The sequence below is a fragment of the Halococcoides cellulosivorans genome (assembly GCF_003058365.1).
Classification (GTDB): domain Archaea; phylum Halobacteriota; class Halobacteria; order Halobacteriales; family Haloarculaceae; genus Halococcoides; species Halococcoides cellulosivorans.
Genome location: NZ_CP028858.1, coordinates 883,968 through 899,942, shown reverse-complemented (window position 1 = coordinate 899,942; position 15,975 = coordinate 883,968). Strand labels below are relative to the sequence as shown.

Annotated in this window: 19 protein-coding genes; 10 read left to right on the top strand and 9 right to left on the bottom strand. The window is 67.9% G+C overall.

Translation table 11 applies throughout. The features are described from left to right. Positions 1-7 precede the first annotated feature (7 nt). Together HARCEL1_RS04305 and HARCEL1_RS04300 are read right to left on the bottom strand one after the other, a co-directional pair. Positions 8-2,860 carry a DEAD/DEAH box helicase gene (locus HARCEL1_RS04305; protein WP_108381357.1) on the bottom strand — a complete coding sequence of 951 codons (2,853 nt, stop codon included), beginning with the start codon at positions 2,858-2,860 and terminating at the stop codon, positions 8-10. An 80-nt stretch (positions 2,861-2,940) separates the two neighbouring features. After that, positions 2,941-4,053 carry a glutamate-cysteine ligase family protein gene (locus HARCEL1_RS04300; protein ID WP_108381356.1) on the bottom strand — a complete coding sequence of 371 codons (1,113 nt, stop codon included), beginning with the start codon at positions 4,051-4,053 and terminating at the stop codon, positions 2,941-2,943. A gap of 280 nt (positions 4,054-4,333) precedes the next feature. Here HARCEL1_RS04300 and HARCEL1_RS04295 point away from each other — a divergent pair, with 280 nt between their 5' ends. From HARCEL1_RS04295 to HARCEL1_RS04285, 3 genes are all read left to right on the top strand, one after another. Continuing rightward, a complete protein-coding gene (locus HARCEL1_RS04295) occupies positions 4,334-5,071 on the top strand; it encodes a beta-ketoacyl-ACP reductase (RefSeq protein WP_108381355.1) in 738 nt (245 codons plus the stop codon). 74 nt (positions 5,072-5,145) lie between these two features. Next, positions 5,146-5,940: a creatininase family protein gene (locus HARCEL1_RS04290; RefSeq protein ID WP_108381354.1), complete on the top strand. Its 795-nt coding sequence runs from the start codon at positions 5,146-5,148 to the stop codon at positions 5,938-5,940. Then, the gene (locus HARCEL1_RS04285; protein WP_108381353.1) at positions 5,937-6,122 is read left to right on the top strand and encodes a hypothetical protein; all 186 of its coding nucleotides are present in this window, start codon (positions 5,937-5,939) and stop codon (positions 6,120-6,122) included. Before HARCEL1_RS04290 ends, HARCEL1_RS04285 begins: the two co-directional genes overlap by 4 nt. A 7-nt stretch (positions 6,123-6,129) precedes the next feature. Here the strand turns inward: HARCEL1_RS04285 and HARCEL1_RS04280 are convergent, their stop codons facing one another. Next, a complete protein-coding gene (locus HARCEL1_RS04280) occupies positions 6,130-6,879 on the bottom strand; it encodes a cobalt-precorrin-7 (C(5))-methyltransferase (RefSeq protein ID WP_108381352.1) in 750 nt (249 codons plus the stop codon). Between the two features lie 196 nt (positions 6,880-7,075). Between HARCEL1_RS04280 and HARCEL1_RS04275 the strand changes: the two genes are divergently transcribed. Then, positions 7,076-8,608 (top strand): alpha-isopropylmalate synthase regulatory domain-containing protein, encoded by a 1,533-nt coding sequence (locus tag HARCEL1_RS04275; protein WP_108381351.1) that lies wholly within the window; start codon positions 7,076-7,078, stop codon positions 8,606-8,608. Here the strand turns inward: HARCEL1_RS04275 and HARCEL1_RS04270 are convergent. The 4 genes from HARCEL1_RS04270 to HARCEL1_RS04255 all read right to left on the bottom strand — a co-directional run bounded on the left by HARCEL1_RS04270 (position 8,605) and on the right by HARCEL1_RS04255 (position 10,515). Continuing rightward, positions 8,605-9,282 carry an HAD family hydrolase gene (locus tag HARCEL1_RS04270; protein WP_108381350.1) on the bottom strand — a complete coding sequence of 226 codons (678 nt, stop codon included), beginning with the start codon at positions 9,280-9,282 and terminating at the stop codon, positions 8,605-8,607. The two genes, HARCEL1_RS04275 and HARCEL1_RS04270, sit on opposite strands and share 4 nt — an antisense overlap. A gap of 50 nt (positions 9,283-9,332) precedes the next feature. Next, positions 9,333-9,782: a bifunctional nuclease family protein gene (locus tag HARCEL1_RS04265; protein WP_108381349.1), complete on the bottom strand. Its 450-nt coding sequence runs from the start codon at positions 9,780-9,782 to the stop codon at positions 9,333-9,335. 72 nt (positions 9,783-9,854) lie between these two features. Continuing rightward, a complete protein-coding gene (locus HARCEL1_RS04260; protein ID WP_108381348.1) occupies positions 9,855-10,091 on the bottom strand; it encodes a DUF3194 domain-containing protein in 237 nt (78 codons plus the stop codon). Position 10,092: 1 nt separating this feature from the next. After that, entirely contained in the window at positions 10,093-10,515 is a 423-nt protein-coding gene (locus HARCEL1_RS04255) for a prefoldin subunit beta (RefSeq protein ID WP_108381347.1), read from the bottom strand. A gap of 239 nt (positions 10,516-10,754) precedes the next feature. Here HARCEL1_RS04255 and HARCEL1_RS04250 point away from each other — a divergent pair, with 239 nt between their 5' ends. The 6 genes from HARCEL1_RS04250 (at position 10,755) to HARCEL1_RS04225 (ending at position 14,079) form a co-directional block, all read left to right on the top strand. Continuing rightward, positions 10,755-11,339, top strand: a complete 585-nt coding sequence (locus tag HARCEL1_RS04250) for a 50S ribosomal protein L15e (RefSeq protein ID WP_108381346.1) — start codon at positions 10,755-10,757, stop codon at positions 11,337-11,339. A 102-nt stretch (positions 11,340-11,441) separates the two neighbouring features. Continuing rightward, a complete protein-coding gene (msrA, locus tag HARCEL1_RS04245) occupies positions 11,442-11,972 on the top strand; it encodes a peptide-methionine (S)-S-oxide reductase MsrA (protein ID WP_108381345.1) in 531 nt (176 codons plus the stop codon). Between the two features lie 63 nt (positions 11,973-12,035). Further along, on the top strand, positions 12,036-12,761 hold the full coding sequence (locus HARCEL1_RS04240; protein WP_108381344.1) for a DsbA family protein: 726 nt from the start codon (positions 12,036-12,038) through the stop codon (positions 12,759-12,761). After that, on the top strand, positions 12,758-13,309 hold the full coding sequence (locus tag HARCEL1_RS04235) for a hypothetical protein (RefSeq protein WP_233357402.1): 552 nt from the start codon (positions 12,758-12,760) through the stop codon (positions 13,307-13,309). Before HARCEL1_RS04240 ends, HARCEL1_RS04235 begins: the two co-directional genes overlap by 4 nt. Next, positions 13,306-13,776, top strand: a complete 471-nt coding sequence (locus tag HARCEL1_RS04230) for a hypothetical protein (protein ID WP_108381343.1) — start codon at positions 13,306-13,308, stop codon at positions 13,774-13,776. The genes HARCEL1_RS04235 and HARCEL1_RS04230 overlap by 4 nt, the downstream gene beginning before the upstream one ends. 30 nt (positions 13,777-13,806) lie before the next feature. Next, the gene (locus HARCEL1_RS04225) at positions 13,807-14,079 is read left to right on the top strand and encodes a hypothetical protein (protein ID WP_108381342.1); all 273 of its coding nucleotides are present in this window, start codon (positions 13,807-13,809) and stop codon (positions 14,077-14,079) included. 78 nt (positions 14,080-14,157) lie between these two features. On the opposite strand, the gene HARCEL1_RS04220 is transcribed toward HARCEL1_RS04225, so the two are convergent. Both HARCEL1_RS04220 and HARCEL1_RS04215 read right to left on the bottom strand, forming a co-directional pair. Then, positions 14,158-14,604 (bottom strand): pyridoxamine 5'-phosphate oxidase family protein, encoded by a 447-nt coding sequence (locus tag HARCEL1_RS04220; RefSeq protein ID WP_108381341.1) that lies wholly within the window; start codon positions 14,602-14,604, stop codon positions 14,158-14,160. Positions 14,605-14,683: 79 nt separating this feature from the next. Then, complete coding sequence (locus HARCEL1_RS04215; protein WP_108381340.1) at positions 14,684-15,871, bottom strand: redox-regulated ATPase YchF; 1,188 nt, start codon at positions 15,869-15,871, stop codon at positions 14,684-14,686. Positions 15,872-15,975 lie beyond the last annotated feature (104 nt).

Here is a 15,975-nt window from a genome sequence, read left to right as displayed (position 1 = left end):
CGACGATTCAGTCCCAGAACGATTTCGTCCGGGCGTACTCGCGTTCGCGGTCGAGAATGTCGCGATAGAATTCGGTCTCGTCCTCGCGCCACTTGTTGATGATGCGGGCGGCGTTTTCGGGCCCGACACCCCGGCCCGCGAGCGCGATCACCGCGCGTTTCCCGTGGCTCTGGACCAGATCGGCCCGGCGGAACGCCTGTCGAGTCGCGCGCTGTTGCTCGGAATCTTTCTCGGTCGCGCGCACTGCGGCGGGCGTCGCCTCGTCCCAGGGGTTACAGGCCGCGATTCGGGTCGAGCCACACTGGGGACACTCGGGCTGGTCGCGCACGCGCTTGATGGGCTTGCGCCGTTCGAACTCCTCGCAGTGCACACAGAACAGGCGGATCTCGTCCTCTGCGAGGCGGTCTTTGAGCGTCTCGATCACGTCGGCGTCGGCCTCCTCGGGCCGGAGGAACTCGCTGTATCCGTCCCGACCCGCGGTCCCGATCGGGGTGTGCTCGCCGACGATCGCCAGATCGCGCTCGCCCGACTGGATCGCACGAAGCGCGTCGCTCGCCGCGTCGGCGTCGAGTTCCTCGTGGAAGAATTCGCGAATGGCTTCCTCGTAGATCGGCGAGTCCTCGAAGGCGTCGTGGAGGCGCTCGCCACCGATCCGGGCCGACCCGCTCGTGCGCCAGTCTTTGAGTGCGCCGAACGTGCGCGCGACAGACTGGAGGCGGAAGGCGAGCGCGTCCGCACCCTCGACGCTCAACTCCAGGAGGGGGCGGACGTGATCGGGGTCGGTCTCCTCGAGGACGCGACGCACGTCGGTCACGTCGGCCCGCGGCGGGAGTTCGAGGTCGATCCGATACGGGTCGGCGTCCATCCCGATCGAACTCCCGGTCTGCTGGCCGAGCAGCGCGGCGACGATCCGGCCGAGCGCCGCCGCACCGAGGTGGCCCAGGTGCGCGACGATCGAGATTTCCCGACCGGACCCCTCGATCGTGATCGTCCGATCGGAGGGGACAGGGGCGGACTGTTCGCTCAGATCGGCGATCGCGCGCTCGATCGTCGTCGGCCTGGCGGGATACCGATCGGCCAGGTCCGCGGCGATGGCCGCGGTCGTGCCGCCGTCTCCATACTGGTCGGTGACGACCCGGCGGAGTTCCCCGACCTCGCGGGCGACCGGTTCGGGGACGGGAATCTCCTGGCCCGTCCAGGCGGGCACGTCGCCACCGGGGTCTTCGATCGGCGTCACCGTCACCGTCTCGCGGTCGTCGTCGACCTCGGCGACCCGCCAGAGTTTGCCCTGCTGGACGAACGTCGTCCCGGGCGTCGCCGACTGGCGGACGAACTCCTCGTCGAGCGTCCCGACCTGGCGGCCCGCAGTCTGGTCGCGCACGTCGTAGGTCGCCTCGTCGGGGATCATCGAGAGGTTCTCGTAGAAGTACTGCCAGGTCCCCGATCGCTTCGAAATGAGGTCGGCGTCCTCCTCCAGCCAGACGACGTTATTGCGCGCGAGTTGGCGGACGATCGCTCGCACCGTCTCGGGGTCGACGTCAGCGAACGGCGTCGCGCGAGTGAGAATCTCGTAGGCCCGTCCCGCCTCGATCTCACCGAAGTCCATGACGAGGCCCGCGACCTGGTTGGCGAGCGTGTCGCGACTCCCGTGGTGGATCTTCGCGGGTTCGACCAGTCCCGCGTGGGCGCGTCGCCCGATCGCGAGCGCTTCCAGGGAGTCTTCCGGTCGATCGGTGACGACCGTTCCGCGCGATTCCTGATCGCGACGATGGCCCGCGCGCCCCACGCGCTGGAGCAGGCGGCGGACCTCGCGTGGACTGCGATACTGGACGACGTGATCGACGTGACCCACGTCGATCCCGAGTTCCATCGAGGACGTACAGATCAGGCCGTCGAGATCGCCCGCCTTGAACGTGTCTTCGACATCGTGGCGGGCCTCGCGGGCGAGCGAGCCGTGGTGGACGCCGACGCCAATGTCGGGCCCGGCGTCGCTGTCGGCCAGGCGGGCGAACCGGGCCGCGAGCGCCTCGGCGGTCGAGCGCGTGTTGACGAAGATGAGCGTCCCACGATTGTCCGCAACGCGGTCGGCCATCACGCGGACGTGACTCGCGGTCTCGGGGTCGGTCCCGATCGCGGCGGCGACGCGTTCGTCGCGATCGGTGGGGTCGGGCTGGACCACCTCGACGGCGAGTCGCGACCCCACGTCGATCTCGACCACGCGACAGCCCCGATCACCGGTGAGAAAGGCCCCGACAGCGTCGGGATCGCCGACGGTCGCCGAGAGGCCGATCCGCTGAGAGGGGCCCGCGACTTCGCGGACGCGTTCGAGGCCGACCGCGAGTTGGGCCCCGCGCTTCGAGGCCGCGAGTTCGTGGACCTCGTCGACGACCACATGAGACAGGTCCGCAAGCGCCTCGCGCATGCGCTCGCCGGTGAGCATCGCCTGCAGCGACTCCGGCGTCGTCACGAGGACGTCCGGCGGGTCGGTCGCCTGTTTGCGGCGCTGGTAATCGCTCGTGTCACCGTGACGCACCTGGATGTCGAGATCCAGCCGCTCGCCCCACCACTCCAGGCGATCCTGCATGTCCCGGTTGAGCGCGCGCAACGGCGTGACGTAGAGCGCGCCGATGCCGAATCGAGATGTGCCGGCGAGCGCGTCGAACACCGGGAGCATCGCGGTCTCGGTCTTGCCCGTCCCCGTCGGCGCGACGACGAGGGTGTGCTCGCCGTTGGCGATCGGCCCGATCGCTTTGCGCTGGGGCTCCGTCGGTGTCTCGAAGCCCCGATCGGACAGCGCCCGGCGGACGCGCTCACCGAGCGCCGCGAACGCCGCCGGATCCCCGCGCGCCGACTCTGCCATCGGGACTAGCTAGGTGTGCGCGAGCAAAAACCCGCGGTCGTGGTGGTCGGTCCCAGGATCGTTCGGTCCTCGCCCCGTAGTCAGTCGTCGGCGAGCGTCGGCTGCACCCGTTCGAGATCCGCCCGGAGTCGGTCGGCGTACTCAAGGCGGAGGGCACGCGCCTGTTCGACCGTGATCGTCTCGCGATCGGGCAACGCGGCGGCGATCGGGTCGAACGCAGACAGATCGAACCCCATCTCGTCGAGATACTGGCGGACGACCACGTCGTCGAGACCGGTCTCGATGGCGGCGTCGAGGCGTTCGAGGAGGGCGTCGAAGGCGGGCAGAACGATCCCCTCGCTCGTGACGTGGCCGGTCTCGCCGCCGACCTCGACGGGGCCCCGGCCGGCGTGGGCGGCGACCGACGCGACCTGATCGGCCAGCGCACAGATCTGACTCGGGAGCGCCGTGTCGGGCGAGCGCCACTCGACGGTGCCGAAGGTGGGCCGCAACTGCACGGGCGTCCAGATCGCACTCTCGGGGTCGAAGGCGGCCTCGACCGAGTGGCGGTCGAGGCCGGCCTCGTGGGCGGCCGTGATGAACTCCTCGTAGCGGCGCTCGACACGGCGTTCCCACTCGTCGGTGTCGGTGACGTACGGCCAGAGTCGGCCCTGGTGGGGCATCGCGTCGTACGCCCGCCGGCGATAGCAGACCGACCGCGCGCCGGCGGCGATGCGCTCGCCACGAGCGTGGGTCGCGGAGTTCACCAGCGCGAGCGCCGGATCGAGTGCGATCAGCGCGTTCAGCTGGTCGGCTGCGGCGCCGGGCGTCTGCTCGACGTGGACGTGTGTGCCGGCACACCGCCGGACCCACCCGAACGCGTCACCGACGACGGCGTTCTGGATCCGCGTGCGGTCGGCGGGGAGTTCGGTGATCGATCCCGCGGTCTGGAGCGGCGTCGCGAGTGGGACGAGGTGTCGATCCGCCTCGTCGGCCAGCGTGACGGCCCTCTCGATGCGCTCGTACAGTTCCTCCCGGAGTTCTCGGGGGCCGTCGCAGGGTGTGGTCTTGATCTCAAGGATCGGGTCGACGAACTCGCGTTCGGCCCCCGGTGCGTCGATCGCGGGGCCAGGGTCCGTGAGTCGCCCCTCGTCGTCGATCACCCAGTACTCGACCTCGACGCTTCGGCGGATCTGGTCGGTCCGTCCTGACATGGTGGGTCTCTCGCGGTCGTCCGCTCGGCTGGCAGATCGTGTGACCGACTACCAATCCCAGGTAGTTCGTGACCCCCATTCAATCTTTGGCCGTCCGCAATACTCTGCTGTAGTTCTCGATACAAACATTTGATTTTTCGAGATATTACGAGACGTTCAAAAACTTATTAAACTTACGAATCCCACTAGCGCAACAATATAAGGAATATAATGCCATAGAATTACTGTACCGCTGCATGGGGAAACGCTTTAGGTCCGGAACCGCCGACGCCGACACGTCGTGACGTCAAACACCTGTGTGGTCACCGGCGCGTCGCGGGGCATCGGACGCGGAATTGCCGTCGAATTCGGCGAGCGCGGCTGGAACGTCGTCGTCAACTACCGCCAGTCGGAAGATTCGGCCGCCGAGACCGTCGAGCGCGTCGAAGCGGCCGGTGGCGAGGCGATCGCGGTCCAGGCTGACGTGACCGACGTCGAGGCCGTCGAGGCCATGGCCGATCGGACCCACGAGGCGTTCGGGCCCGTCGACGTGCTCGTCAACAACGCGGGCGTCAACCAGGACACCTTCTTCAAGGAGATGACCCACGAGGAGTGGGACACCGTGCTGGACGTCCACCTCGACGGGGCCTTTCACTGTACGCAAGCGCTCTACGACGACCTCGTCGAGGCCGACGAGGGGCGTCTGATCAACATCTCCAGTATCATCGGCAAGGACGGCAACCAGGGCCAGGCGAACTACGCGACGGCGAAGGCGGGCATCTTCGGGTTCACCCGGACGCTCGCGCTCGAATTCGCACGCTCCGGGTCGACGGCGAACTGTGTCGCGCCGGGCTTCGTCGAGACGGACATGCTCGCGGACATCCCCGAGCATATCGAGGAGGCCGTCAAAAGTGACACGCCGCTGGGCCGGTACGGTACCGTCGAGGAGATTGCCGACGTCGTCGGCTTCCTCGCGAGCGAGAAGTCCTCGTTTATTACGGGCGAAGTGATCGACGTCAACGGCGGCAAGGACCTGTAGGTCAGTCGATCACGTCCGCCCCGACGGGCGGCGACCGCCCGTGCATTCTTCTCTCTCGGGCGATTGGAACGACTATGAAACTCGCCGACACGACCTGGCCGGACGTGGGCGACCACCTCGACGACGACCCCGTCGCGCTCGTCCCGCTGGGATCGACCGAACAGCACGGCCCGCACCTCCCCGAGGGCACCGATCACTTCATCGCCGAGGCGTTCGCCCGGGCGGCGTGCGACCGGACCGACGCGATCGTCACGCCGACGATCCCGATCGGCATGAGTCGCCATCACCGCCAGTTCCCGGGGACGCTGTCGGCCTCGCCCGCAGCCTTTCGGGCGTACGTCGAGAGCATCACCCGCTCGATCGCCGATCAGGGAATTCGACGCGTGGTCTACGTCAACGCCCACGGCGGGAACGTCGATCACCTCCGCGAAGTGGGGCACACGCTGCGCAACGACGAGGTCTGTTATGCGATCGAGTGGATGTGGAACGAGTCGATTCCGGACCTCATCGAGGAGGCCTTCGAGAATCCCGGGCCACACGGCGGGCCCAAAGAGACCGCGCTGATCCAGCATCTCCACCCCGATCTGGTCCACGAGGACCGCATCGACTGGGCCCGCGACGAGGGCCTCGTCGAGGTCGAAGCGTCGGTCGGACGCGTCCACGGCGCGCGCACGTTCTACGACTCGATCGACAACACCGCGAGCGGTGTGCTCGGTGATCAGACCCAGGCCTCGGCCGAAATCGGCGAGCGCCTGTTCGAGGCCGCCAGCGACGAACTCGTCGCGCTCGTCGAGTGGCTGGCCGACCAGCCGTTCGACGATCTCGTGCCCCACGAGTTCGTCCGCGGTCGAGACGCGAGCGATCGATGACCAGGCGCGTGCTCGCTCACCTCGCTCAGCCAGATCACGCAACCTTCGTGATTGCGCTCGCGATCGCCGCCGTCGAAGCGGTCCGCACGCGCCGGCGATCCGCGATCGCGATCACGCTGTTGCTCGCGGTCGCGCTGGTCTACGACGCCTGGGAGTTTCTCACCGCGGACGGTCCGACCTGAGTCGTAATCACTCGGCCCGGACCACGAGTATCGACAGATCCGAAAACGGTGAGTCGTCGGGCCCGTCGCCGCCCGCGTGGCCCGCCAGATCGCCCAGCGTCGTGTCGTGACGCCGTTCGGCCTCGTGGGTCAGGTGTTCGAAGACCAGCGCGTCGAGGCCGGGATCGGCCCCGTGGTCGATCAGATCGCCAGCGACGTCGCCGGGCATCCAGTCGTACGGCCGCGGGATCACGAGCAAGTGGTCCTCTCCGACTGCCTGCCGAAGTGTCGCGCGCTCCTCGTCCAGCGTCCCGCGTCGGTGCAGCGTGACGAATCGGCTGTCCTCGATGGGCGTTCGGGCGCGACTCGCGGCGACCTGGATCGAGGAGATCCCGGGCACGACTCGAACGGGAGTGTCGACAGCGTCCTCGACCCGGCCGAGGAACTGATAGCCCGAGTGGTTGGGGTCGCCCATCAGGACGGCCGTGCCGTCCTCGCCCGCCGCGACCCGCTCGGCGAACCGATCGAGCGTCGCGTGCTGGTCGTCGTAGCCACAGGTGAGCACGTCGCCCGTCGGCAGGTCGGCGACATAGTCCACGACGCTCTCGAAGCCCACGACCACGTCGGCAGTCCGAATGTGGCGCTCGGCGGCCGCAAGGAGGTACTCACGAGCGCCCGGTCCGATGCCGACGGCCTGGACCGCGTCGTCCGCCGCGTTGCCGGCCGCGGCGGGCGGTTCGGGCGTTCGAGCGGCGAGTCGGGTGAGCTCGTCGGGCATGCACGCCACCATCGACCGCGGGGCCGAATCAATTCCGATCGGTCCCCACCGAATCGGCCGGACCCGAAACAGTATTCAACGGATGGTCCCCACTGTTGGGGTACGATGACGCAGTCTCCCGATTCGGAGGATAGAGGAAGTCGCCTCACGGCGGCTGGCCGCGAAATTCTCGGGCGATAACGGACCCGATACCGCGCTGTTCGGTCGCCACCCGGACACGCGCGCGCTGTCGGAGCTCTCTAAGGTACAGTTGCTGGATACCACGCTGCGCGACGGCGAGCAAGCCCCGGGCGTCTCGATGTCCGCCGACGAGAAAGCGCACATCGCTCGCGGGCTCGACGACGCCGGCATCGACGTGATCGAGGCGGGCAGCGCCCCAACCGGCCAGCAGGAACGCGAGACCATCGCGCGCGTCGCCGACCTCGATCTGGACGCGACGGTGACGAGTTTCACCCGAGGTGTCAAACGGGACATCGACCAGGCGATGGGCTGTGGGGTCGACGGGATCAACCTCGTCGTGCCCGCCAGCGATCGCCACGTCCGCGAGAAAGTCGCGACCTCGTGGGCGGAGAACCGCCAGCAGACCGTCGAACTCGTCGAGTACGCCACCGATCACGATCTCTGGGTCGAGGTGATCGGTGAGGACGGCTCGCGGGCCGATCCCGACTACCTCGAAGACCTGCTCGGCGCGGCGATCGACGCGGGCGCGGACCGGATCTGTTATGCCGACACCGTCGGCCACGCCACGCCCGATCGGACGCTCGCGTACGTCTCGCGACTTGCCGAGTTGGGGCCGGTGAGCACGCACACCCACGACGACCTGGGCCTCGCGGTGACGAACGTCCTCGTGAGCCTCGCCGCAGGCGCAGACATGGTCCACGGCACGATCGGCGGCATCGGCGAGCGCGCGGGCAACGTCGCACTCGAAGAGGTCGCGATCGCGCTCGCCCACGGGTACGGCATCGAGACGATGGCGCTCGAACAGGTTTACGAGCTCGCCCAGACGGTCGCCGCCGCGACGGGGATCGACCTCCCGCCGAACAAGGCCGTCGTGGGCGAGAACGCCTTCACTCACGAGTCGGGGATCCACACCGACGGAACGCTCAAAGACGACGCGATGTACGAGCCCTATCCACCCGAGACGGTGGGCCGCCAGCGTCGGTTGGCGCTGGGCAAACATGCCGGCCGATCGGGCGTGCGGGCCGCGCTCGAAGAACACGACGTCGAGGTGGACGACGACGAACTCGAAGCGGTCTTCCAGCGCGTCAAACAGTTGGGCGAACGGGACAAACGCGTCACCGACGCCGACTTGCTCGCCATCGCCGAGGAGGCCACCGGCGAGACCCACGAGCGCCGGGTCGAACTCGTCGAGTTGACGACGGTCGCGGGCGTCGGGACGCCGACGGCGACGGTCGTGATTTCGGTCGACGGCGACGAGCGCGATCCGGTCTCCGCGACGGGGACGGGCCCAGTCGACGCCGCGATTTCGGCGGTCGAGGAGGCGCTCGCGGGCCACGCCGCCGCGGCCGCACTCGACTCCTATCACGTCGACGCGATCACCGGTGGGACCGACGCGGTCGTCACCGTCGAAGTGACGATGTCCCGCGGCGACCGATCGGTGACCGTCGCCCAGAGCGACTCGGACATCACGCGCGCGTCGGTCGAGGCGATGCTGTACGCGATCGATCGACTGGGCGTGCCCGACGACGCCGTGCCGGCGGACGACTAATTTTCGACGCCGACGATCGCGGGGAGGTCACGAAGGTCCGCCCGTTCGTACTCCGGGTCGTCGCTGAGCGCATAGTCGGCGCGGTGCTCGCGCCGGACGAAGAAAGCGTCCGCGCCCGCGGCGTGGGCAGCCCTGATATCGCCGTTGCGATCACCGACGAACAGCGTCTCGCTCGGCTCGACATCGAGAGCGGCCATCGCCCGGTCGAGGTAGTCCGGCGCGGGCTTTTTCTGTGAGAGGCTCGCGATCGTCGGCGGTCGCGCGTGCACCGTCACGAACCGATCCGCGAGGCCGAAATCCGCGAGGCCCGATCGCACGGTCTGGCGCTGGTTCGACGAGACCACCCCGAGGTGAACGCCCGCGTCGGCGAGCGCGTCGAGACCGTCCAGGTCGGGATAGGGCGTCACCCACCCGGCCCGGCGGGCCCCGCGCTGGGCGCGCGAGGAGTGTCGATCACGGTGAAACCAGAGCCGACCGGGGTGAACGCCGTGCCGGTCCGCGACCGCTCGAAGGTCCGCGACGGTGACGCCCGCGACGAGCGATTCGACCGTCTCGGGCGATGGGTCGATGCCCGCCGCCCGACAGCCCGCTCGCGTGCCCGCGACGAGCACGTCGTGCGGCGAGGGCGTCGCGATCACACCGTCGTAATCGAACAGCACCGCCCGATAGTCCATCGAACGGAGGTCGGCGGTGGAGCTATTTGACCCTGGGGATCCGCCCGTCCTCAGGCGTCGAAGCCGTCGGGATCCTCGAACGCCTCGGGTGGGCGGCCCGCCTCGTCGATGACCCCATCTCCGAGCACGATCGGACAGTCGACCCGGAGCGCGATGGCGATGGCGTCGCTCGGGCGCGCGTCGAACACCGCGGGCGTCGCATCGCCCTCGTCGTACTGTTCGGCGTCGATTTTCCCGTAGTAGGTGCCGTCCGCTAGGTCGTCGATCCGAACGCGATCGATCGCCGCGCCGAACTCCGCGACCATATCCACGAGGAGGTCGTGAGTCAGCGGGCGCTCGAACGGTTCGCCCGCGAGGGCGAGCTGGATCGACTGGGCCTGATCCGAGGAGACGAATATCGGGACGAACTCCTCGCGGGCTTCGAGGATCACGACCGGTGCGCCGCTGCCCTCCTCGCCGACGCCAACCCCCACGCCCTCGACGACGGCCTCGTGTGCCATGCCAACCGTTCGTGTGGCACTGTCTAAAGGTCACCGCCGGCGAAAAGCGAGAGCGGACCTGAAAGATTTCGGTCAATCCAGCAGGTCGTCGGCAGCCGACCGGGCCGCCAGCGCGGCGTCGTCAGCGACGCGGTCGGCGTCGCCGGGGGCTTCGAGGATCACCTCGACGGTGAGCTCGTCGTCCTCGAAGCTGACTGTGACGTCGACGTCGTCGACGTCGGTGCGATCGTATCGCGAGAAGACGACCTCGTGAGCGGCGTCCGCGGCGGCCGTTACGGCAGCCGTCGCGTCCGTCCCCCCGTCGGTCATCCTAGTCGCCGCCGGGGCCGCCCGCGCCCGGGGGTGCGCCGCCGGGACCCTGCGGCGGGCCGCCACCCATGCCGCCGCCCATCCCGCCGAGCAGTTCTTCGAGGTCGCCCTGGAGCTCCTCGAACTGCTCTTGGACGCGCTCTTCCTGTTTGTCGAGCGTCTCGACGCGGACTTCGAGATCCTCGACTTTCTCTTCGAGAGTCTCCTCGGCGTCGTCGTACTCGGTTTCGACGAGGAGTTCACCGATCCGCTTGTACATCGCGGCGCCCGAATCGACGTCGTCGAGCGCGTCGAGTGCGTTCTGAGCCTCGGTGAGTTCGGTCTCGGCCTGCTGTTTCTGGGTTGCGACCTCCTGGGCGGTCTCCTGGAGATCCTGCAGTTCCTCGATCTTCTCTTGTGCTTCAGGCGGAAGGTTGCCCTGCATACTCGGACGGTCGGGGGCCGCCGGGAAAAGCCTGCCCTTCGGGACTCGTCAGCACCCCCAGGGGGTCGCTCTATTGACCGCCCGAGCGGTCGAACCCGATAGCCTTAACCCCCGGGACGGGAACGATTGGACAACTCGTTGGTCGGCGGGCTACCAGCGGGCACCTGCTCTCGCAGGCCGGAATGTGGTCCCGACGGGCGATCCGGACGGACTGAACCACGAACGCCCGTGGTGAAACCATGGCGAAAAGCGTCTACGCACACATCCGGGAGGCCTGGCAGAACCCGGACGACGGCAAAGTGGCACAGTTGCAGTGGGAACGACAGCAGCGCTGGCGCGATCAGGGCTCGATCGAGCGCATCGAGCGCCCGACCCGCCTGGACAAGGCACGCTCGCAGGGCTACAAGGCCAAACAGGGCGTCGTGGTCGTTCGCGCGAGCGTCCGCAAGGGCAGCGCCCGCAAGGAGCGATTCACCGCCGGGCGACGCTCCAAACGACAGGGCGTCACGCGCATCACCCGCCGGAAGAACCTCCAGCGCGTCGCCGAGGAGCGCGCCACCAAGACCCACCCCAATCTCCGCGTGCTCAACTCCCACTGGGTGGGCGAGGACGGCTCGCAGAAGTGGTTCGAGGTCATCCTGCTCGATCCCAACCATCCGGCGATCGAAAACGACGACGACCTCAACTGGATCTGTGAGCCCGACCAGAACGAACGCGCGCTGCGCGGCCTGACCGGGGCCGGGCGGAAGAATCGCGGCCTCTCCTCGAAGGGCAAGGGCTCCGAGAAGGCCCGTCCGAGCGGTGCGAGCGGCGAATCGCACTGATCGGCGAATCGGTTTTTCGCGCACACTCCACCCCCGCCACAGCGACCGCCCAGTTCCTGCCGCATCCGTCACGCCCATCGGACCGGACCTCTTTGAGAGCGTATGACAGAACGAGCCACCTTCGGCGGCGGCTGTTTCTGGTGTGTCGAGGCCGCGTTCGAGCAACTCGCGGGCGTCGAATCGGTGACCTCGGGGTACGCCGGCGGCGACGAACCCGATCCGACCTATCGCCAGGTCTGTGGCGGCGGGACCGACCACGCCGAGGTCGTCCAGGTCGAGTTCGATCCCGACACCGTCACCTATCCCGACCTGCTGGAGGTCTTCTTTGCCATTCACGACCCGACCCAGGTCGATCGTCAGGGCCCCGACGTCGGGCGACAGTACCGTTCGATCGTGCTGTATCACGACGACGATCAGCGCGAGGCCGCCCAGCGGTACGTCGACGCGCTCGCCCCGGAGTACAGCGATACCATCGCGACGGAGATCGAACCGCTCGACGACTTCTATCGGGCCGAGGATAAGCACCAGGACTACTTCGAAAAGAACCCCGCCGACGCCTACTGTCAGATGCACGCCCAGCCGAAAGTGGAGACAGTTCGTGAGCGGTTCGACGCGCTGGTCAGTAGCGACTGACGAGGCGCGACAGTTGTCACGACCGGAACGGGCATTCGTCGGCCAGCCGAACCAGACGTACTCATGGCTCGCGAGCTATCGAGACGCCGAGCACTCGCTGCTGGCGGGTCGATCCTCGCGTTCGGGGGCACGGTTGCCTACGTCGCGACACGCTCGGGATCGACCGGTCGGTACGTGCCGAGCGAGGCCCACACCAGCGAGGCGACGACCGGGTTCGGCGTCAGCCTCGACGGGCGACCGATCGCCGGATCGTCAGACGCGCCCGTGGACATCTACTACTGGACGGACTTCCTGTGCCCGTTCTGTGCGAAATTCGAGGCAGAGACGCTCCCGACGATCGGGACGGAGTACGTCGATACCGGGACGGCGCGGCTCGTGGGCCTCTCCTATCCCAACATCGGCGCGTACTCGGATCCGGCGGCGGTCTGGAGTCGGTGTGTCTGGGCGCAGGTCGCCGCGTCGGAGCCCACCGCCTACTGGCGCTGGCACGGCGCAGCGTTCGACGAACAGTCGTCTGGGACGGAGTGGGCCGACGAAGAGACGTTCGCCGACGTGACCGCACGGACCGAGGGCGTTCCGCTCGCGGCCGTCGAAGACTGCCGGCAGTCCCGGACCGACGCGCTCCAGGCGTCGATCGACGCCGACGTCGCCGCGGCCCAGCAATCCGGGATTCAGGGCACACCTGGATTCGTGATCTACAACCGAGAGGCCGACGCGGCCGGAACACTCGTCGGGGCCCATCCCGCCGAGAACGTCGCGGACGCGATCGAGCGGGTGTTAGCGGCGTGAGCAGTCGGATCAGACCGATCGGCGAGAGGTTTCCGCGGAACCTCCGGGACGGACTCGCGTACCCGCTCACGTCGGATCGACGCCTGTTGGTCGCGGCGATCGGGGGCCTGTCGACGTACCTTCTGTTGGTGTCGAGCACGTTCCCCCAGTTCACGCTCCAGATAGTGGCCCGCGATCCGGCCGATATACTCTACGCCGTCACCGCCCTGACCCGGGAGGTGTACCTGTCCACGGGGGCGATCGGACTGGCGCTCGTCGCGGGCTACGCCGTCCTGACCGGGGTCGCGGTGACCAACGCCGTCGCGATCCTCGGTCGGGCGCGAAAGACGGGCGCGTCGACGCTGCTGGGAGTCGTCCCGGGCGTGCTCGCCGCCGGGTGTGCGAGTTGTGGGGCGGGCGTCCTGGGCGCGCTGGGGTTCGTCGGCGCGATGGCGGCGCTACCCTTCGACGGGAACCTCCTCCGACTCGGCGGGATCGTCCTCCTGCTCGTGTTCGTCGGCCGCGCGGGCGATCCGCGGACGTGTGCGATCGACGGGATGAGCGCATGACACTGCGATTACGACTGCAGGACGGACTGGCGACGATCGATTCACCACTGGTTCGTGGGGTCGGCGTCGCCGTCGTGACGGGGCTGGTGTTCGGAACGGTGACGGGATTGCTCCCGAACCCGATCTACGTCCGGATGGTCGAGCGCACGCCCGCCGATTACCTGTTTTTGTTCGCGACCGCGGCGTTCGCGGGGGCGTTCGTCTCCCAGCGGACGCTGGCCGAGGAGCCGATCGGTGACCGCTTCGCCGCCGGTGGGGTCGTCGGCGGCTTCCTGGCCTTTGGCTGTCCGATCTGTAACGCCGTCCTGCTCGCACTGTTCAGTTCCTCGGCGCTGATGACCCACTTCGACCCGCTGCGACCGCTGCTCGGTGCGGTCAGCGTGGTCGCGTTCGTCGGCCTGCTGGCCTATCAGCGCCGACGGTGTGACGCCTGTGGGCGATCGTCGGGTTCCGGCACCCAAAATTAGATGTGGGGACTCGCGCTATGATCCGACATCATGTCGTCCGCTGACGCCTGCGACGAGTCCGGGTCGACGCGGTCGATCCTGGCGATCGGCGGCGTCGCGAGTCTCTGCTGTCTGTTCACCGCGCCCGCAGCGTTCGTCGCTGGCGGCGGACTCTCGGCCGGTGCGGCAGCGGCTCTCGGCGGGACGATCGCCCAGATTCTCGTGACGGCACTGACACTCGGGGTCCTGGCAGGCACGATCACTGCCTGGCGACGGGTGCGTGGGCCGGGCGGGGCCACAGACGGCTGTCGCTGCGACCAGTAGCGCAGTCACTGCTCGGAGTCGATGCCTGCGATCTGCCGCCGAGTCGGGCGGCGACTGCCGCCGGAGACTCACCCGCAGTCAAGCCGCTTCCATCCGCTCGGAGTAGTCCCAGCTGAACAGTTCGTCGGGGTCGATCCGGAGACAGACTTCCTCGCGGTCCTCGTCGAGGAGTGTCTGCGCGAGCGGGTGATCACGATCACCGAGGTACCGATCGACGAGCGCACCGAGGACCTCCAACTCCTCGTCGGGATCGATCGTCACCGTCCCGGTCCCGCGCACGCCGCGATACGGAATCGTGTTCGTCGAGACGTCGATCCCGACCCGATCGTCCCGATCGAGAAAGTCGACGATGGCCGCGTCGGCCCGGGTCGCACACTCGAAGACGCCGTCGCGGTAGCGATACCACAGCGTGACGATCCAGGGCGACCCGTCGGGGCGGTGCGTGCTCACGCGCATCGGGACGACCGCCTCGTCGAGAAACGCCGCGCAGTCGCGCTCGTCGTACGCTCCGTTGTACTCGACCATGCCTCCGCGTGGCCCGCCAGCGACAAAAGCGTGCTCGCCGGTCGTGCCGGGGTCTCGCTTTGACCGCCGCCCCACGCCCTCAGTTCGTCGTCGTGATCTCGACGACGTCACGGTGGTCGAGCGTCCGATCGGCGGCGATCTGCCGGCTCGACCGGACGTCGTGAGCGTGGAGAAAGCCGTCGCCGATGTCGGTGTGCAGGAAATACGCGAAGTCCTCGGCGGTCGACCCGTCGGGCAGGACGAAACAGTCCTGGAGGAACGTGCCGTCGGGTTTCGGCGATTCCGCCCCGGGGAAGACCGCGATCGCACCCAACTCCTCGAACAGCGCGGTTTCGAGCACCGACTGGACGCCCGTCCCGCCGAACCGATCGAGGAAGGCCCGAATCTCGTCGAGTGCGGCCCGCCGCTCGGCACCGATATCGCCAGTCACAGAGAAATCGGCGTCGCCAGGGCGATACGCCAGCACGCCCGCGTCGGCCCCGCCCTTGAGTGCCTTCTCGGCGTGGGCCGACACCGGGACGACGGTGAGGTGCTCGTAGTCGGGATCGGTCGTGATCGCCTCGTAGTTGGCCTGGGCAGTAGCGGTGTCCATCTTGTTCGCGGCGATCACCATCGGTTTCGTCCGTGTGCGGATCGCCCGCGCGAGAGCGAGACGATCGTCCTCGTCCCAGGTGTCGGGATCGGGATCGAGACCCTGCCCGAGGATGACCTGTGTGATCTCGTCCGAACTGATCTGGAAGGCGGACATCTGCTCGGCCAGATCGTCTTCGACGTCGCCGTCGGCCCCGTGATAGCCCGAGCGATACCGTTCGAGGCCTTTCTCCAGGATGTCGAGATACCACTGATCGAGTTCGTGTTCGAGCACGTCGATGTCTTCTCGGGGGTCGTGATCGTCGGCTGGTTCGCCTTCCAGATCGGTCTCGCCGGTGAAATCGATCACGTGGACGAGCACGTCGGCCTCGTTGAGATCGGTGAGGAACTGATTGCCCAGGCCTTTGCCGTCGTGGGCACCAGGAACCAGCCCCGCGACGTCGACGAGTTTGGTCGGGACGTAGCGGACGCCGTCACGACAGACGCCGTGGTTCGGGGTACAGGAGTGCCCGAACTCCGGGGCCGCACACTCGACGCGGACGTACGCTTCGCCCATCGAGGGGTCGATCGTCGTAAAGGGGTACGCACCCTCGGGGACGTCGTTGTCCGTCGCGGCGTTGAACAACGTGGACTTGCCGGCCGAGGGCGTGCCGACGAGACCGATGGTGTAGCTCATTGGCGATCGGAATGGAAGCGCGGGCAAAATCGTTCGGATCTCCACGCAGCGTGGGTCTGTGGACCAGTCTCAAAGAAGAACCCCCACCCACCCACCCACCGAAC

Bases quoted from the DNA above. Each gene is read 5' to 3' on its own strand.
- HARCEL1_RS04305 (WP_108381357.1), bottom strand. From the start codon at position 2,860: ATGGCAGAGTCGGCGCGCGGGGATCCGGCGGCGTTCGCGGCGCTCGGT.
- HARCEL1_RS04300 (WP_108381356.1), bottom strand. From the start codon at position 4,053: ATGTCAGGACGGACCGACCAGATCCGCCGAAGCGTCGAGGTCGAGTAC.
- HARCEL1_RS04290 (WP_108381354.1), top strand. From the start codon at position 5,146: ATGAAACTCGCCGACACGACCTGGCCGGACGTGGGCGACCACCTCGAC.
- HARCEL1_RS04285 (WP_108381353.1), top strand. From the start codon at position 5,937: ATGACCAGGCGCGTGCTCGCTCACCTCGCTCAGCCAGATCACGCAACC.
- HARCEL1_RS04280 (WP_108381352.1), bottom strand. From the start codon at position 6,879: ATGCCCGACGAGCTCACCCGACTCGCCGCTCGAACGCCCGAACCGCCC.
- HARCEL1_RS04270 (WP_108381350.1), bottom strand. From the start codon at position 9,282: ATGGACTATCGGGCGGTGCTGTTCGATTACGACGGTGTGATCGCGACG.
- HARCEL1_RS04265 (WP_108381349.1), bottom strand. From the start codon at position 9,782: ATGGCACACGAGGCCGTCGTCGAGGGCGTGGGGGTTGGCGTCGGCGAG.
- HARCEL1_RS04260 (WP_108381348.1), bottom strand. From the start codon at position 10,091: ATGACCGACGGGGGGACGGACGCGACGGCTGCCGTAACGGCCGCCGCG.
- HARCEL1_RS04255 (WP_108381347.1), bottom strand. From the start codon at position 10,515: ATGCAGGGCAACCTTCCGCCTGAAGCACAAGAGAAGATCGAGGAACTG.
- HARCEL1_RS04250 (WP_108381346.1), top strand. From the start codon at position 10,755: ATGGCGAAAAGCGTCTACGCACACATCCGGGAGGCCTGGCAGAACCCG.
- msrA (WP_108381345.1), top strand. From the start codon at position 11,442: ATGACAGAACGAGCCACCTTCGGCGGCGGCTGTTTCTGGTGTGTCGAG.
- HARCEL1_RS04240 (WP_108381344.1), top strand. From the start codon at position 12,036: ATGGCTCGCGAGCTATCGAGACGCCGAGCACTCGCTGCTGGCGGGTCG.
- HARCEL1_RS04230 (WP_108381343.1), top strand. From the start codon at position 13,306: ATGACACTGCGATTACGACTGCAGGACGGACTGGCGACGATCGATTCA.
- HARCEL1_RS04225 (WP_108381342.1), top strand. From the start codon at position 13,807: ATGTCGTCCGCTGACGCCTGCGACGAGTCCGGGTCGACGCGGTCGATC.
- HARCEL1_RS04220 (WP_108381341.1), bottom strand. From the start codon at position 14,604: ATGGTCGAGTACAACGGAGCGTACGACGAGCGCGACTGCGCGGCGTTT.
- HARCEL1_RS04215 (WP_108381340.1), bottom strand. From the start codon at position 15,871: ATGAGCTACACCATCGGTCTCGTCGGCACGCCCTCGGCCGGCAAGTCC.